General features: G+C 72.1%; 13 protein-coding genes and 1 pseudogene. 10 read left to right on the top strand and 4 right to left on the bottom strand.

Going from position 1 to position 16,118, the window contains the following annotated elements; translation table 11 throughout:
* Positions 1-177 precede the first annotated feature (177 nt).
* From ACIPM1_RS26620 to mutM, 4 genes are all read left to right on the top strand, one after another.
* On the top strand, positions 178-822 hold the full coding sequence (locus tag ACIPM1_RS26620; RefSeq protein ID WP_402438852.1) for a YceD family protein: 645 nt from the start codon (positions 178-180) through the stop codon (positions 820-822).
* Positions 823-824: 2 nt separating this feature from the next.
* Positions 825-998, top strand: coding sequence for a 50S ribosomal protein L32 (gene rpmF, locus ACIPM1_RS26615; RefSeq protein WP_003951102.1), 174 nt, complete (start codon positions 825-827; stop codon positions 996-998).
* A gap of 7 nt (positions 999-1,005) precedes the next feature.
* Positions 1,006-1,845 (top strand): ribonuclease III, encoded by an 840-nt coding sequence (rnc, locus tag ACIPM1_RS26610; RefSeq protein WP_356191659.1) that lies wholly within the window; start codon positions 1,006-1,008, stop codon positions 1,843-1,845.
* Positions 1,846-1,985: 140 nt separating this feature from the next.
* Positions 1,986-2,891, top strand: coding sequence for a bifunctional DNA-formamidopyrimidine glycosylase/DNA-(apurinic or apyrimidinic site) lyase (mutM, locus tag ACIPM1_RS26605; protein WP_402438849.1), 906 nt, complete (start codon positions 1,986-1,988; stop codon positions 2,889-2,891).
* A 64-nt stretch (positions 2,892-2,955) separates the two neighbouring features.
* On the opposite strand, the gene ACIPM1_RS26600 is transcribed toward mutM, so the two are convergent.
* Positions 2,956-3,351: a helix-turn-helix domain-containing protein gene (locus tag ACIPM1_RS26600; protein WP_356191663.1), complete on the bottom strand. Its 396-nt coding sequence runs from the start codon at positions 3,349-3,351 to the stop codon at positions 2,956-2,958.
* A gap of 557 nt (positions 3,352-3,908) precedes the next feature.
* Here ACIPM1_RS26600 and ACIPM1_RS26595 point away from each other — a divergent pair.
* Positions 3,909-4,247, top strand: a complete 339-nt coding sequence (locus tag ACIPM1_RS26595) for a hypothetical protein (protein ID WP_402438847.1) — start codon at positions 3,909-3,911, stop codon at positions 4,245-4,247.
* A 97-nt stretch (positions 4,248-4,344) separates the two neighbouring features.
* On the opposite strand, the gene ACIPM1_RS26590 is transcribed toward ACIPM1_RS26595, so the two are convergent.
* Positions 4,345-5,628, bottom strand: coding sequence for a CAP domain-containing protein (locus ACIPM1_RS26590; RefSeq protein ID WP_402438845.1), 1,284 nt, complete (start codon positions 5,626-5,628; stop codon positions 4,345-4,347).
* A 169-nt stretch (positions 5,629-5,797) separates the two neighbouring features.
* Between ACIPM1_RS26590 and ACIPM1_RS26585 the strand changes: the two genes are divergently transcribed.
* The 4 genes from ACIPM1_RS26585 (at position 5,798) to ACIPM1_RS26570 (ending at position 12,130) form a co-directional block, all read left to right on the top strand.
* Positions 5,798-6,079, top strand: a complete 282-nt coding sequence (locus ACIPM1_RS26585; RefSeq protein ID WP_402438843.1) for an acylphosphatase — start codon at positions 5,798-5,800, stop codon at positions 6,077-6,079.
* Positions 6,080-6,469: 390 nt separating this feature from the next.
* The gene (locus tag ACIPM1_RS26580) at positions 6,470-6,673 is read left to right on the top strand and encodes a hypothetical protein (protein WP_018567931.1); all 204 of its coding nucleotides are present in this window, start codon (positions 6,470-6,472) and stop codon (positions 6,671-6,673) included.
* A 209-nt stretch (positions 6,674-6,882) separates the two neighbouring features.
* On the top strand, positions 6,883-10,437 hold the full coding sequence (gene smc, locus ACIPM1_RS26575; RefSeq protein ID WP_402438841.1) for a chromosome segregation protein SMC: 3,555 nt from the start codon (positions 6,883-6,885) through the stop codon (positions 10,435-10,437).
* A gap of 274 nt (positions 10,438-10,711) precedes the next feature.
* On the top strand, positions 10,712-12,130 hold the full coding sequence (locus ACIPM1_RS26570; RefSeq protein WP_402438839.1) for a sugar porter family MFS transporter: 1,419 nt from the start codon (positions 10,712-10,714) through the stop codon (positions 12,128-12,130).
* Positions 12,131-12,226: 96 nt separating this feature from the next.
* Here the strand turns inward: ACIPM1_RS26570 and ACIPM1_RS26565 are convergent.
* Both ACIPM1_RS26565 and ACIPM1_RS26560 read right to left on the bottom strand, forming a co-directional pair.
* A pseudogene (locus tag ACIPM1_RS26565) lies at positions 12,227-12,736 on the bottom strand (LLM class flavin-dependent oxidoreductase); the annotation flags it as partial.
* Between the two features lie 163 nt (positions 12,737-12,899).
* Positions 12,900-14,354 carry a cytosine permease gene (locus ACIPM1_RS26560; RefSeq protein ID WP_402438837.1) on the bottom strand — a complete coding sequence of 485 codons (1,455 nt, stop codon included), beginning with the start codon at positions 14,352-14,354 and terminating at the stop codon, positions 12,900-12,902.
* 221 nt (positions 14,355-14,575) lie between these two features.
* On the opposite strand from ACIPM1_RS26560, the gene ftsY reads away from it, so the two are divergent.
* Positions 14,576-15,790, top strand: coding sequence for a signal recognition particle-docking protein FtsY (gene ftsY / locus ACIPM1_RS26555; protein WP_402438835.1), 1,215 nt, complete (start codon positions 14,576-14,578; stop codon positions 15,788-15,790).
* Positions 15,791-16,118: the final 328 nt, after the last annotated feature.

Genomic DNA, 16,118 nt, shown 5'->3' with positions numbered 1-16,118 from the left:
GGGCCGTCGGCGGACCGCGGCGCGACGCCCGTGCGGGCTCGGAGTGCGCACCCGAATTGGGCCGACAGGGAAAGGTCCAGTATCCTGTTTCTTCGGTCGCGCATAAGCCCGCGATCAGCGCTGCCCGGCGACACCGCAGGGCAGTGTCCCTCTGAGCTCAGAAGATCGAAAGCAGGAATGGCCTCCAACGCCCGCCTCGACCACCGCAACCCCCTCGTGTTCGACACGCACGAGCTGGGTCGGCGTCCCGGTGCGCTGCAGCGGCTCACCCGCTCGATTCCGGCCCCCAAGGACTTCGGCGTCCAGGGAGTCGTCGGAGTGCCGGAAGGCGCCCCGGTGGAGCTCGAACTCCGACTCGAGTCGGTCATGGAAGGTGTGCTCGTCACCGGCACCGCCCGTGCACAGGCCGAGGGGGAGTGCGTAAGGTGTCTGGAGCCGGTCGAGCTGGAGCTCGACGCGGACTTCCAGGAGATGTTCTCGTACCCTGACGCCGACGACCGGGGCCGCGTGATCGCGGAACCGGGCGACGACGCCGAGGACGACGAGGACAGGCTCTTCCTCGAGGACGGCCTGTTCGACCTCGAACCCGTGCTGCGTGACGCGGTGGTGCTCGCACTGCCGATGCAGCCGGTGTGCCGGGAAGACTGCCCGGGACTGTGCTCCGAGTGCGGAGCGCGGCTCGCGGACGACCCGGACCACCACCATGACGCCGTCGACATCCGTTGGGCGGCACTGCAGGGACTCGCCGGTTCACTCGAAGACGGCGAGAAGGACGAGATGAGCGGCGCCGAAGCGGGCGTCGACGAGAAGCAGGAGAAGTAGCCGTGGCTGTTCCGAAGCGGAAGATGTCGCGCAGCAACACGCGCCACCGCCGGTCGCAGTGGAAGGCTGCGGTCCCCACCCTGGTTGCGTGCGAGCGCTGCCACGAGCCCAAGCAGCAGCACATCGCGTGCCCGTCGTGCGGCACCTACAACAAGCGCCAGGTCCTCGAGGTCTGAGCGGCTGGTGAGAGGCACCGTGTCCACTGCCAAGAAGGCGGATGACGCCAAGGCGGAACCAACCGCCCGGAAAAAGTCGGACAACACGGCCTCGTCCCACACGCTTCTGGAAGGGCGGCTCGGCTACCAGCTCGAGTCCGCCCTTCTGGTGCGTGCGCTGACCCACCGTTCGTACGCGTACGAGAACGGCGGTCTGCCGACGAACGAGCGTCTGGAGTTCCTCGGGGACTCCGTCCTCGGTCTCGTCGTCACCGACACGCTGTACCGCACCCACCCCGACCTGCCCGAGGGCCAGCTGGCCAAGCTGCGGGCCGCGGTGGTCAACTCGCGTGCGCTGGCGGAGGTCGGCCGCGGCCTCGACCTGGGTTCCTTCATCCGGCTCGGCCGTGGTGAAGAGGGCACGGGCGGCCGGGACAAGGCGTCCATCCTCGCCGACACCCTGGAAGCGGTGATCGGCGCGGTCTATCTCGATCAGGGCCTCGACGCGGCCTCCGAACTGGTGCACCGCCTGTTCGACCCGCTGATCGAGAAGTCCTCGAACCTCGGAGCCGGCCTGGACTGGAAGACCAGCCTCCAGGAGCTCACCGCGACCGAGGGGCTCGGCGTGCCCGAGTACCTGGTCACGGAGACCGGACCCGACCACGAGAAGACCTTCACTGCTGCCGCCCGCGTCGGAGGCGTCTCGTACGGCACCGGCACCGGCCGCAGCAAGAAGGAGGCGGAGCAGCAGGCCGCCGAGTCCGCCTGGCGGTCCATCCGGGCCGCGGCGGACGAGCGCGCCAAGGCGGCGGCCGAGGCCGTCGCGGCCGCCGGGGACAACGCGGACGCCGAGTCGGCCTCCGCCTGACCCGGCGCGCACCGCTCCGCAGCACAGCGCACCCGAGCGCCCGCCCCTGCCCGGGGCCGGGCGCTCGGTCGTAGAGGAGGGCCGGCGGCCCCGAGGCCGAGTGCCGCGGGGCCGCGGACCCGCGGAAGACGGGGGAGTCCATGCCCGAGTTGCCCGAGGTCGAGGTCGTACGGCGCGGCCTGGAGCGGTGGGTCGCCCACCGGACCGTCGCCGACGTCGAGGTGCTGCACCCGCGCGCGGTCCGGCGGCATCTCGCCGGCCCGGACGACTTCGCGCACCGCCTCGAGGGGCACCGCATCGGCATACCCCACCGCCGCGGCAAGTACCTGTGGCTGCCCCTGGAGGGTTCCGGCCAGGCGATCCTGGCCCACCTCGGCATGAGCGGCCAGCTGCTGGTCCAGCCCCGGGAGGCGCCCGCCGAGAAGCACCTGCGCATCCGCATCCGGTTCGCGGACAGCCTCGGCACCGAGCTGCGCTTCGTCGACCAGCGCACCTTCGGGGGGCTCTCGCTGCACGACACCACCCCCGACGGGCTGCCCGACGTCATCGCCCACATCGCCCGGGACCCCCTCGACCCGCTGTTCGACGACGAGGCCTTCCACCGGGCGCTGCGCCGCAAGCGCACCACCATCAAGCGGGCGCTGCTGGACCAGTCGCTGATCAGCGGGGTCGGCAACATCTACGCGGACGAGGCGCTGTGGCGGGCCCGCATCCACTTCGAGCACCCCACCGCGACCCTCACCCGGCCGCGCACGGCCGAACTCCTCTGCCACGTCAGGGACGTGATGAACCAGGCCCTGGCCCTGGGCGGCACCAGCTTCGACAGCCTCTACGTCAACGTCAACGGCGAGTCCGGGTACTTCGACCGCTCCCTGGACGCCTACGGCCGCGAGGGCCTGCCCTGCCGCCGCTGCGCCACCCCGATGCGCCGCCGCCCGTGGATGAACCGCTCCAGCTACTTCTGCCCGAAGTGCCAGCGGGCACCGCGCGAACGCCTCCGCGCCGTCCGCGTCCCACCCGGTCCCTACGGCCCCGCCGCGCGCTAGCCGGGACCAGGGCCTGTCCGGCGGATCATGCCGCAGACGCCGGTGAACCTTTCCGGTTACCGCACTAGACCCGGCGGGCGTCGTACGCCTCGCGCGCAGCCAGCACGTCGTCCATACGGCCCTCCACGCACTGGATGAGGGCCAGCAGCCGCCCGGCGACCTCGTGGCCGAGGGGGGTCAGTTCGTAGTCCACGCGGGGCGGGTTCGTCGGCTGGGCCTCGCGGTGCACCAGACCGTCGCGCTCCAGCGCGTGCAGCGTCTGGGACAGCATCTTCTCGCTCACGCCGTCCACGCGGCGGCGCAGCTCGTTGAAGCGCAGGGAGCCCTCGTGCAGTGCGCCGAGGGTGAGCGAACCCCAGCGACCGGTGACGTGCTCCAGCGTGCCGCGCGAGGGACAGGCCTTGGCGAACACGTTGTACGGGAGGTTCTGCTCCTCCGTGCACTCCTGCGCGATGCTCATACCCCCAGCGTACGCGAACGCAGCGCTACCCCGTGGTTGGCGCTGTCCATGAGTAAGTTCGCGCGGTACGGGGTTGTCGGTGGCCGTCCACTTCTTCCCCTGCCGCCAGTGCCGCGGCCTCCCCTGGGACTGGCGCTTCGACTGCCACTGGCCGCCGAGGGCGCGGGCTCAGGCCTCGCGGGCTCAGGTCTCCGGCCCGGCGACCTGCGACAACAGCACCTCAGCCGTGAAGGTTGAGGGCGGCGTGAGCCAGGCGGGACACTTGTCCGATGGGCGTCTCGAGGGGTTCGTGGGTCAATACCACGCATGATTGGTCAAATGCCGTCGATTCGGACCACCTGGCGTCCGTGCGACGGAGCCCGGAGAGGTTCGCGCCAGGTGGTCCGTGGCACCTTGTCCTCGAAGTGCTTGCCTATGCCGCCGACGAGGCGTCGAGCAGGGGCGGAGGACGCTGCCTCGTCAGTCTCCGTCCGGACGGCTCCGTGTCCGTGGCGGATGACGGACGGGGCACCGACACCCGTAGGGATGAGCACGGGCAGATCGTGAAGAAGCCGGTCATGGCGACAAAGGACCTGCGCTTCTTCGACTTCCCGGACGCGGAGCTGCTTCCGGACGGCCATCCGCGCCGCGGCATGTCCGTCGTGGCGGCGCTGAGTGAGTGGCTCGTCCATACCAACCGTCGCCCCGACGGGGCCTGGACCCAACGCTATGAACATGGCATTCCGGTCACCGGCCTCGAACCCGTCGAGGACGACGGCAGCACCGGGACACTCGTCCACTTCAGACCGGACACACCGTCGCGTTCGATGGATGTGGCCATGGACGGGCAGTGGAAGCGTCTGGCCATGACGTGGCCGGACCTGGACATTCAGGTGGACGACCGGCGTCATGCCTGATGGCCACGGCCGTGGATCGTCTTCATGGACGAGGAACCCACGATCGACGGCCCGGACACGGCCCGGCAGGGTGCTTACCGTCTGGCCTGCGGCTGTCTCAATAGCCGAAGTCCTGTGTCCACCAGGGGCCGCCGGAGCCGAAGTGTGCGCCCACGCCCAGGGTCTTGAAGTCGCAGTTCAGTATGTTGGCGCGGTGGCCGGGGCTGTTCATCCACGCCTCCATCACCGCCGCCGCGTCCGCCTGGCCCCGGGCTATGTTCTCGCCGCCGAGGCCGGTGATGCCGAGCTTCGCGGCCCGGTCCCACGGCGAGGCGCCGCTGGGGTCGGTGTGGTCGAAGAAGTCCTGGTCGGCCATGGCCTTGCTGAAGTTCTCCGCCAGCTCGGTCAGTGCGCTGTCCGCCGTCACGGGGCTGCAGCCCACCTTCGCCCGCTCCTCGTTGACGAGCTGGAGCACCTGTGCCTCGGCGGCCGCCTGCTGGGAGACCGCCGCGGGGGCCTTGTTCCTGCCCCCCGCCTTCGGGGGCTTGTGGGCCGGCGTGCTGGGCTCGGGCTGCTCGGTCCGGCTCGGCGCGGCCGGGGTCGGCTTCACCGACGGCGACCCGGTGGGCCTGGCCGACGGCGCGGCGGAGGCCGACGCCGAGGCCGAGCCGGAGGCGGACTGCCCCGGTGCGGCCGACCGGTCCGCGTCACGGCTGGTCGACGAGCCGCCGGTCCGGCCCTGGGCACTGCCCGAGGTGCCGCCCTGCTCCGAGGCCGAGTTCGTCGGAGATCCCGCCGCCTGCACCGCGTCGGCGCCGCTGCTGCTTCCGCCGCCCAGCTTGTAGTTGTCCAGACCCGGCACCGCCCCGGTCGCCACGGCCACCGTGCCGATGGCGACGGCGGCCGAGACTCCGAGCAGGCCCGAGCGTACGGGCGTGGCGGCGGCCTCCTTCCGGCGGCGGTGCCCGCCGGCCCGGCGAGGACCCTCCGCGGGGGAGAAGCCCTCGGCCGGGAAGGTCACGGTGTCGGTGGAGCGGGCGTGGGGCTCGTCCGGTGTGAAGAGGTACTCCGCGGCCCTGGCGTAGGCGTCGGCGTACAGGTCCGGGTTCAGGTAGGGCGCGATACCCATGCGGTCGTCGTCCGCGTACACGTCCCGGAGGCCGTTTCCGTGCGGGTGCGGGTCCCGGAGGCCGTAGCTGGGTGAATACGGGTCCCAGACGGTCTGGCTCGGCGAGTACGGGTCCCGGAGGTCGTGGCTGGACAGGTACGGGTCCCGCACGTCGTAGCCGGGCGGGTACGGGTCCCAGGGGTCGTCGTGGCCCTGCGGGTACGCGCCGTATGTCTCCGTGGTCCCCGTGGCGGCGCGGCCGGCGTCCGAGTCCGAGCGTCGGTGGCGTCCCATGTCCTGGCCTTCCTCGTCCCCGGCGGTCGACCCGGGCGCAGAGCCGTCGTGGTCAACCCAACTCACTCGATCGAGTGAGTTTCATATGAGATTCATTGGGTGGGGACGGTACCGCATGGGGCGGGAGGAGGAAGTGCCCCCGGAGACATTGGCCCGTTAGGTTGCACCCATGAGCGAGGATGTACGGATGACCGCGTGGGTGCGCGGACGCGTCCAGGGTGTGGGTTTCCGCTGGTTCACCCGGGCCAGGGCCCTGGAGATCGGCGGCCTGCGTGGTTTTGCTCTCAATCTCGGCGACGGCCGGGTCCAGGTGGTCGCCGAGGGCCCGCGCGACGGCTGCGAGCGGCTGCTCGCCTGGCTTCAGGGCGGCGACACGCCCGGACGCGTCGACGGAGTCACCGAGATCTGGGACACACCCCGCGGCGGCTACGAGGGGTTCGTCGAGCGCTGAGCCCGACCCGCCCGGAGCGCGCCGGAAGCGGAGTCGCGTGCCGGGGGCATCTGCCGGAAGCAGGCCCGGAGCGGGAAAGGAGCAGGTCGTTGCCGAGAAGGGCTTGCCGTGGCGCGCTCCGCACGGCAGGATGATCGCCACGCCCCGAGGGGCCCGCAGGAGCAGCCGCGCCGCCTTCTTCCGGCCGCGCGCCCCCGGGACGCCCGTCGATACGGGGCGTGATCGTGTTGACCGTCAAACTTTTTGGTGAGACGCTGAAAACCCGCGCACCTTAGCTGTTTGGCATGGATGAACGGCAGCACGAACTCAACAGTGCCAAGCACTCCGGGTGCTAATCCCTCACGACCCACACCGGCTCGGTCGGTCACTCAGTGTGGAGGACCATCCATCATGGCAAAGGCGCTTCTCGGTTACGTCGGCGGCTCCGACCCTCGACTCCTCGCCGAGATGCGACGGCTCCAGCAGCGCGTCCAGGACCTGGAATCCGAACTCGTACGCATCCAGGCGGAGAACGACGCGCTGGCGGCTGCCGCTTCTCACGACAGGATCATGGAGCGCGTCGACGCACACCAGGCGGAGCCTGCGCTCACCTGATCACTGCATCGCACCCCGACACAGTGGTTGGGCTGCCCGTATCAACCGCTCAGCCGTCAGAGTTGCAAGGGACGCTTCGGCGTCCCTTCTTTCTTTCTTGCCCCCGTGCATCCTTTCACCGTCTTTAACGTTTGGTCTGCCCTGCACGTTCGGCGGTGAAACCGCGGGTTCATGGAGCGGGACATCGGCGGCGGGTAGAGTCCGGCGGCGTGCACCTCAAGGCCCTGACCCTCCGCGGCTTCAAGTCGTTCGCCTCGGCGACCACGCTCCGGTTCGAGCCGGGCATCACGTGCGTCGTCGGACCGAACGGCTCGGGCAAGTCCAACGTGGTGGACGCGCTCAGCTGGGTCATGGGCGAACAGGGCGCCAAGTCGCTGCGCGGCGGCAAGATGGAGGACGTCATCTTCGCCGGCACCACCGGGCGACCCCCGCTCGGCCGCGCCGAGGTGTCCCTGACCATCGACAACTCCGACGGGGCCCTGCCCATCGAGTACGCCGAGGTCACCATCACGCGGATCATGTTCCGCAACGGCGGCAGCGAGTACCAGATCAACGGCGACACCTGCCGGCTCCTCGACATCCAGGAACTGCTGTCCGACTCCGGCATCGGCCGCGAGATGCACGTCATCGTCGGCCAGGGCCAGCTCGACTCCGTCCTGCACGCCGACCCCACGGGCCGCCGCGCCTTCATCGAGGAGGCCGCGGGCGTCCTCAAGCACCGCAAGCGCAAGGAGAAGGCGCTGCGGAAGCTGGACGCGATGCAGGCCAACCTGGCCCGCGTGCAGGACCTCACCGACGAACTGCGCCGCCAGCTCAAACCGCTCGGCCGCCAGGCCGCGGTGGCCCGCCGCGCGGCCGTGATCCAGGCCGACCTCCGCGACGCCCGGCTGCGCCTGCTCGCCGACGACCTCGTACGGCTGCGGGAGGCGCTCCAGGCCGAGGTCGCCGACGAGGCGGCGCTCAAGGAACGCAAGGAAGCCGCCGAGCGGGACCTGCGCGGGGCCCTCCAGCGCGAGGCCAGGCTCGAGGACGAGGTACGGCGGCTCACCCCGCGCCTCCAGCGCGCCCAGCAGACCTGGTACGAGCTGTCCCAGCTCGCCGAACGCGTCCGCGGCACCGTCTCCCTGGCCGACGCCCGGGTCAAGAGCGCCACCTCGGCGCCCCCCGAGGAGCGGCGCGGACGCGACCCGGAGGACATGGAGCGCGAGGCGGCCCGCATCCGCGAGCAGGAGGCCGAGCTGGAGGCGGCCCTGGAGGCGGCCCAGCGCGCCCTGGACGACACGGTCGCCCACCGCGCCGAGCTGGAGCGCGAGCTCGCCCTGGAGGAGCGGCGCCTGAAGGACGCGGCCCGCGCCATCGCCGATCGCCGCGAGGGGCTCGCCCGGCTCAGCGGCCAGGTCGGCGCGGCCCGTTCGCGCGCCGCGTCCGCCCAGGCCGAGATCGACCGGCTCGCCGCCGCACGGGACGAGGCGCGCGACCGGGCCGGCGCGGCGCAGGAGGAGTACGAGGCGCTCAAGGCCGAGGTCGACGGACTCGACGCGGGCGACGAGGAGCTCGCCGCACGGCACGAGGCCGCCAAGGAGCGGCTCGCCGCCGCGGAGGCCGGCCTCACGGCGGCCCGCGAGGCGGTCACCGCCGCCGAGCGCAGCCGGGCGGCGACCCAGGCCCGGCACGACGCCCTGGCCATGGGACTGCGCCGCAAGGACGGCACGGGCGCGCTGCTCGGCGCCCGGGACCGGCTCACCGGACTGCTGGGCCCGGCGGCCGAGCTGCTGACGGTCACCCCCGGCCACGAGGTCGCGCTGGCCGCGGCCTTCGGCGCGGCCGCGGACGCGCTCGCGGTGCGGACGCCCTCCGCGGCGGCGGACGCGATCCGCCTGCTGCGCAAACAGGACGCCGGACGCGCGGCGCTGCTCGTCGCCGGCGCCCCCGACGACGTACCGGAGCGGGAGCGTCCCGACGGGCCGCCCCGCGCCTCCGACCTCGTCCGCGGGCCTCTCGAACTGATGCCCGCGGTGCGGCGGCTGCTGCGCGGGATCGTCGTCGTCGGCACCCTGGAGGACGCCGAGGAGCTGGTCTTCGCGCAGCCCGGCGTGACCGCCGTGACGGCCGAGGGCGATGTGCTCGGGGCCCATTTCGCGCAGGGCGGCTCGGCCGGGGCGCCCAGCCTGCTGGAGGTGCAGGCCTCCGTCGACGAGGCCGCCGCCGAACTGGCGGAACTGGCCGTGCGGTGCGAGGAGCTGACCGCGGCCCAGGCCCGGGCGGCCGAGCAGCGCACCGAGTGCGCCGCGCTGGTCGAGGAGGTCGGCGAGCGGCGCCGGGCCGCGGACCGGGAGAAGTCCGCCGTCGCGCAGCAGCTCGGGCGGCTCGCCGGGCAGGCGCGCGGCGCGGCGGGCGAGGCCGAGCGGTCGGCGGCGGCGGCCGCCCGGGCCCAGGACGCGCTCGACAAGGCCCGCCAGGAGGTGGAGGAACTCGCCGAACGGCTCGCCGTCGCCGAGGAGATGCCGATCGAGGAGGAGCCCGACACCTCCGTACGGGACCGGCTCGCCGCCGACGGCGCCAACGCCCGCCAGACCGAGATGGAGGCCCGCCTCCAGGCCCGTACCCACGAGGAGCGGGTCAAGGGGCTGGCCGGCCGGGCCGACTCCCTGGACCGGGCCGCCCGCGCCGAACGCGAAGCACGTGCGCGGGCCGAGCAGCGGCGCCTCCGGCTGCGCCACGAGGCGGCCGTCGCCGAGGCCGTCGCCTCCGGCGCCCGGCAGCTCCTCGCGCACGTCGAGGTGTCGCTGGGCCGTGCGGAGCGGGAGCGGGCCGCCGCCGAGGCCGCCAAGGCCCGCCGCGAGCAGGAGCTCGTCCGGGCGCGCAGCGAGGGGCGCGACCTCAAGGCCGAACTGGACAAGCTGACGGACTCGGTGCACCGGGGCGAGGTGCTCGGCGCCGAGAAGCGGCTGCGGATCGAGCAGCTGGAGACGAAGGCGCTGGAGGAGCTCGGCGTCGAACCGGCCGGGCTGATGGCCGAGTACGGCCCCCACCAGTCGGTGCCGCCCTCGCCGCCCGCCGAGGGGGAGGAGCTGCCGGAGGATCCGGAGCACCCGCGCAACCGGCCCCGGCCGTACGCGCGCGCCGAGCAGGAGAAGCGGCTGAAGGCGGCCGAGCGCGCCTACCAGCAGCTCGGCAAGGTCAACCCGCTGGCCCTGGAGGAGTTCGCCGCGCTGGAGGAACGCCACAAGTTCCTCAGCGAGCAGCTCGAGGACCTGAAGAAGACCCGCGCCGACCTGCTCCAGGTGGTCAGGGAGGTCGACGAGCGCGTCGAGCAGGTCTTCACCGAGGCCTACCGGGACACCGCCCGCGAGTTCGAGGGCGTCTTCAGCCGCCTTTTCCCGGGCGGTGAGGGGCGGCTGGTGCTGACCGACCCCGACAACATGCTCACCACCGGCGTGGACGTGGAGGCGCGTCCGCCGGGCAAGAAGGTCAAGCGGCTGTCCCTGCTCTCCGGCGGCGAGCGGTCGCTGACGGCGGTCGCCCTGCTGGTGTCGATCTTCAAGGCCAGGCCGAGCCCGTTCTACGTCATGGACGAGGTCGAGGCCGCGCTCGACGACACCAACCTGCAGCGGCTGATCCGCATCATGCAGGAGCTGCAGGAGGCCTCGCAGCTCATCGTGATCACGCACCAGAAGCGCACGATGGAGGTCGCCGACGCGCTGTACGGCGTCTCCATGCAGGGCGACGGTGTGTCGAAGGTCATCTCCCAGCGTCTGCGCTGACCACGGCCCCGCTTCGGGTGCTTCCGTCCCGGCGGGACCGGAGCCCCCGTATGCCCACGGGACTTCGGGGGTAGACGGGCCGAGAGTCCTATCTGGGTTCACTACTTGAACACAAGGCCGACACGCCGTCCGGGGAAGCTCACAACGGTTGCCCTATTGACTTCGAAACTTGAAGGCATAGTCTCTGCAACGTTGCTTTTACCTTCAGGTCTCACGAACCCGAAGGGCAGTCCCCCCACCCCCGGCAGCGTTGCCGGTGGCCCGAGGAGTACACGTGACCAGCACAGCGCAGGCACCCAAGTCAGGAGCCAGGACGGCTCAACCCGAGAATCTCGGGCACGTCATCTTCATCGCGGCGGCGGCCGCGATGGGCGGTTTCCTCTTCGGCTACGACAGTTCCGTGATCAACGGCGCGGTCGAGGCCATCCGGGACCGCTACGACGTCGGCTCCGCGGCGCTGGCCCAGGTCATCGCCATCGCCCTCATCGGCTGCGCCGTCGGCGCCGCGACCGCCGGCCGCATAGCCGACCGCATCGGCCGCATCCGGTGCATGCAGATCGCCGCCGTCCTCTTCACGGTCAGCGCCGTCGGTTCCGCGCTGCCCTTCTCGCTGTGGGACCTCGCCTTCTGGCGGGTCGTCGGCGGTTTCGCCATCGGCATGGCCTCGGTCATCGGCCCCGCCTACATCGCCGAGGTCGCCCCGCCCGCCTACCGCGGCCGTCTCGGCTCCTTCCAGCAGGCCGCGATCGTCGTCGGCATCGCCATCTCGCAGCTGGTCAACTGGGGCCTGCTCAACGCCGCCGGCGGCGACCAGCGCGGCACCCTGTGGGGCCTGGAGGCCTGGCAGGTCATGCTCGGTGTGATGGTCGTCCCGGCCGTCCTGTACGGGCTGCTCTCCTTCGCCATCCCCGAGTCCCCCCGCTTCCTGATCTCCGTCGGCCGGCGCGACCGCGCCCGGCAGATCCTCGCCGAGGTCGAGGGCAAGGACGCCGACCTGAACGCCCGCGTGGCCGAGATCGAGACCGCCATGAAGCGCGAGGAGAAGTCGAGCTTCAAGGACCTGCTCGGCGGCGGCTTCTTCTTCAAGCCGATCGTCTGGGTCGGCATCGGCCTGTCGGTCTTCCAGCAGTTCGTCGGCATCAACGTCGCGTTCTACTACTCCTCGACGCTGTGGCAGTCGGTCGGCGTCGACCCGACGGACTCGTTCTTCTACTCGTTCACCACGTCGATCATCAACATCGTCGGCACCGTGATCGCGATGATCTTCGTGGACCGCGTCGGCCGCAAGCCGCTCGCGCTCATCGGCTCGGTCGGCATGGCCCTCGGCCTGGCGCTGGAGGCCTGGGCCTTCTCCCACGACCTGGTCGGCGGCAAGCTCCCCGCCACCCAGGGCTGGATCGCCCTGATCGCCGCCCACCTGTTCGTGCTCTTCTTCGCCCTCTCCTGGGGTGTGGTCGTCTGGGTCATGCTCGGCGAGATGTTCCCGAACAAGATCCGTGCCGCCGCCCTGGGCGTGGCTGCCGCCGCGCAGTGGATCGCCAACTGGGCCATCACCGCGAGCTTCCCGTCGCTGGCCGACTGGAACCTGGCCGGCACCTACGTGATCTACACGGTCTTCGCCGCGCTCTCCATCCCCTTCGTCCTGAAGTTCGTCAAGGAGACGAAGGGCAAGTCGCTGGAGGAGATGGGCTGAGCCTCGCCAGAGGCCCACTGACTCGAGGAGACGGGCCAAGTCCCCGCTGCCCCTCTCCTCGAACCCCGTAGGACGTACTGCCCCGGCTCGCGCACCGAGCCGGGGCAGTACGTCTTCGCGGAACCGGCGCAGACTGCGCCGCCCCTCGTCGAGGGGCATCCCGCCCGCCGGCGGGTGCAGGACCAGGGTGTCCAGGTTCTGCGCGAGGCGCTGCTCGGGCATGGGGATCCGGTACACGCCCCCCGCCCGCACCTCCGCCACGGTCCGCGAAAGTCCGACCGCACCGCCGAGCGGATGCCGCCGGACTGCCAGGAGGCGTAGGTCCGGGCCTCGTGCAGGAGGTGCTCGCCGTACTCGGCCCAGGCGCGGTCGGGGTCCTCGGCGAGGTGCAGCAGCGGTGTTTCGGCGGCGGGCATCACGCGCCGGCCCTCGGCGCCGTACTCGGCCGGCCGGTCCCGGTAGTACGCCTCGCTCCGGCAGGTGCGCGCTCGGGAAGAAGGGCAGGCCGAGCCGGGCGGCCCGGCGCGCGGCGGCCCGGGAGGAGCCGCCCACCAGCAGCGGCTGCCATCTCGACGGCCGCCCGGTAGCGCGCGCCGAGCGAGGCCGGGGTGGCGCCGGGCTCGACGAGGTTGAGACGGACGACCGTGACAGGCATGGCGACGTCCCCCTTCACCGGGCGGGTGTGCAGGGGGACGTGGCTGACGGAGTGTCAGGTCGCCAGGGCGTCGAGGGTGGCCGTTCGGATCGGGGCCCGGCCGGCGCGGCGGGGTCAGGCGCCGACGCCCGCCCGCTCCTCGGCCCGCTCCGGCGCGTCGGCGGGCGCAGTCGCCACCGTGGGCTTCGGCAGCACCGTGTACAGCAGGCCCGAGATCACGATCGTGGCCACCCAGCCGAGGCCGTACTCGCCGACGACGTTGTTCCGGGCCAGCGGGCCCGTGAACCAGTCGGAAGTGGTGAACATCAGGCCCGCGCCCAGGCCGGCCGCCCAGGCGGCCACCGCGGCGGGGGAGAAGCCGCCCCGGTACCAGTAGGCGCTGGTGCGCGTGGTGTCGGCCAGGGCGCGGCCGTCGTACTCCGCGCGCCGCAGCATGTCCGCGCCGAAGACGCCGACCCAGGCGGAGAAGGCCACCGCGAGCAGCGACAGGAACGCGATGAACGAGCCCAGGAAGCTCGTCGCCACCAGCATCAGGACACCGCCGAAGGCGAGCGAGATCACGGCGTTCACCGAGACCGCCCAGTGACGCGGCACCCGGAAGCCGAGGGTCTGCGCGGTGAAGCCCGCCGAGTACATCGACATCGAGTTGATCAGCAGCATCCCGATCAGGGCGATCAGCAGGTACGGCACCGCGAGCCACGTCGGCAGGATCTCGCCGAGGAAGGAGACCGGGTCGACGGCGGATGCCAGGTCCGGAGTGGAGACCGCCATCACCGCGCCCATCAGCACCATGGGCAGGACGACGAGACCGGCGCCGCCGACCGTGGTGCCCACGATCGCCTTCGAGGAGGCGGTGCGCGGCAGGTAGCGGGTGAAGTCCGGCGCCGAGGGGATCCAGCTGACACCGCCCGCCGCGATCAGCCCGACGCCCGTGATCACCGCGGCCGCGGACCCGGCGGGCCGGCCGACGACCGCGGACCAGTCGGTGCGCACCACCAGATAGCCGAGGACCAGGACCGAGAAGAGGCCGAAGAGGTAGGTCGCGTACTTGTTGCACCGCTGCACGGCGTTGATGCCGAGCCCGGAGATCGCGAAGGTCGCGACGACGAACGCCAGCAGCATGACCATGTCCAGCACGCCGCTCGCGTCGAGGCCGAACACGATCTTCAGGATGGTGAGCATCGCGTAGGCGCCGGTCACCGCGTTGATCGTCTCCCAGCCCCAGCGGGCGACCCAGATCAGCGAACCGGGCAGCAGGTTCCCGCGCTGCCCGAACACCGCGCGGGACAGCGCCATGCCGGGCGCCCCGCCCCGCTTGCCCGCGATCCCGATCAGCCCCACCAGCCCGTACGACACGACGGGTGCCGCGGCGGCGACGACGAGCGCCTGCCAGACGTCGAGGTGGTACGCCACGACGAGGCTCGCGCCCATCGTGAGCAGCAGCACGCTGATGTTGGCGCCCACCCAGGTGGGGAACAGTTCGCGGATCCTGGCGGTGCGCTCGTGATCGGGCACCTGCTCGATGCCGCGGGTCTCCAGGGCGCCTTCGGTCTCGGCGGTCTTGCGCATAGAAAAGTGGTTCCGTGCCTCGGTCGTGGGGGACAGGGGAGGTGCGGTCGTGGCGGGAGAGAGGGGGGAGACTGGGGGACTGGACGTCGCGACTCCGCGTGGGTGGACGCGAGAGGCTCCATCGTACTTTGATCCGACTCGCGCCTTTCAGTGGTGTTTGTCTCCCCGGCGCACGCACAAGCACGGTGTCGCCGCAACCCATGGCTGATACTGGACGCGTTATGGAAACCGTCATCCTTGCTGTAGTCATCGCCGTGGTCGTGCTCGGCGCACTCGGCGGGCTCATCGTCGGCAGCCGACGGAGAAAGTCGCTGCCCCCGCCGCCCCCCGCGCCGCCCGACATCACCGCCCCACCGGCCGAGCCGCACGTCGGCGACGAGGCCGAGACGCCGCGCGAAGAGCCGCGGCGGACCATCGAGGAGGTGGATCTTCCGGGCGGCTCCGCTCCCGTCGCCGTGGAGGAGCCGCCCACCGCCGAAGACCTGCTCCCGGCACCCGTCATCGAGGTGCCGGAGCCCACCGCGGGCCGGCTGGTCCGGCTGCGCACCCGACTCTCCCGCTCGCAGAACGCGCTGGGCAAGGGCCTGCTCACCCTCCTGTCGCGCGAGCACCTCGACGAGGACACCTGGGAGGAGGTCGAGGACACGCTGCTCACCGCCGACGTCGGCGTGCAGCCCACCCAGGAGCTCGTCGACCGGCTGCGCGAGCGCGTCCGCGTGCTCGGTACCCGCACCCCCGAGGAGCTGCGCGGACTGCTGCGTGAGGAGCTGCTCACACTGGTCGGCACCGACCTGGACCGCACGGTCAGGACCGAGCCGCCCACCAGCAAGCCGGGCATCGTGATGGTCGTCGGGGTCAACGGCACCGGCAAGACCACCACCACCGGCAAGCTCGCCCGGGTCCTGGTGGCCGACGGCCGCAGCGTGGTCCTCGGCGCCGCCGACACCTTCCGCGCGGCCGCCGCCGACCAGCTCCAGACCTGGGGCGAACGGGTCGGCGCCCACACCGTGCGCGGCCCGGAGGCGGGCGACCCCGCCTCCGTCGCCTTCGACGCGGTCAAGGAGGGCAAGGAGATGGGGGCCGACGTGGTCCTCATCGACACCGCCGGCCGGCTGCACACCAAGACCGGTCTCATGGACGAGCTGGGCAAGGTCAAGCGCGTCGTCGAGAAGCACGCCCCGCTCGACGAGGTGCTGCTCGTGCTGGACGCGACCACCGGGCAGAACGGCCTGGTGCAGGCCCGTGTCTTCGCCGAGGTCGTCGACATCACCGGCATCGTGCTGACCAAGCTCGACGGCACGGCCAAGGGAGGCATCGTGGTCGCGGTCCAGCGCGAGCTGGGCGTACCGGTGAAGCTCATCGGGCTCGGCGAGGGCGCGGACGACCTGGCGCCGTTCGAGGCGGAGGCGTTCGTGGACGCCCTGATCGGCGACTGACCGAACCCGTCGCCCCACACGCGGCGCCCGTCCCCGGGATCCAGTCGGGGGCGGGCGCCGTCGTCGTGTCCGGGGGCGGGGCGCGGGTGGGTGTCCGTCCGTGGGCGCCGTCTCGGCCCGCGGGTCGCGAGTGCCGGGGGAGTGGGGCGTGCTGGGTCCGGGTGAGCCGGTGGGCGGGGGCCGTGGGCGCCGTCTCGGCCCGCGGGTCGCGAGTGCCGGGGGAGTGGGACGTGCTGCGTCCGGGTGAGCCGGTGGGCGGGGGCCGTGGGCGCCGTCTCGGCCCGCGGGTCGCGAGTGCCGGGGGGAGCGGGAGGTGCTGGGTCCGGGT

Origin of the sequence: Streptomyces sp. NPDC086766 (genome assembly GCF_044746005.1) — a bacterium.
Lineage (GTDB): Bacteria > Actinomycetota > Actinomycetes > Streptomycetales > Streptomycetaceae > Streptomyces.
This window is presented reverse-complemented; position numbering and strand designations above follow the sequence as displayed.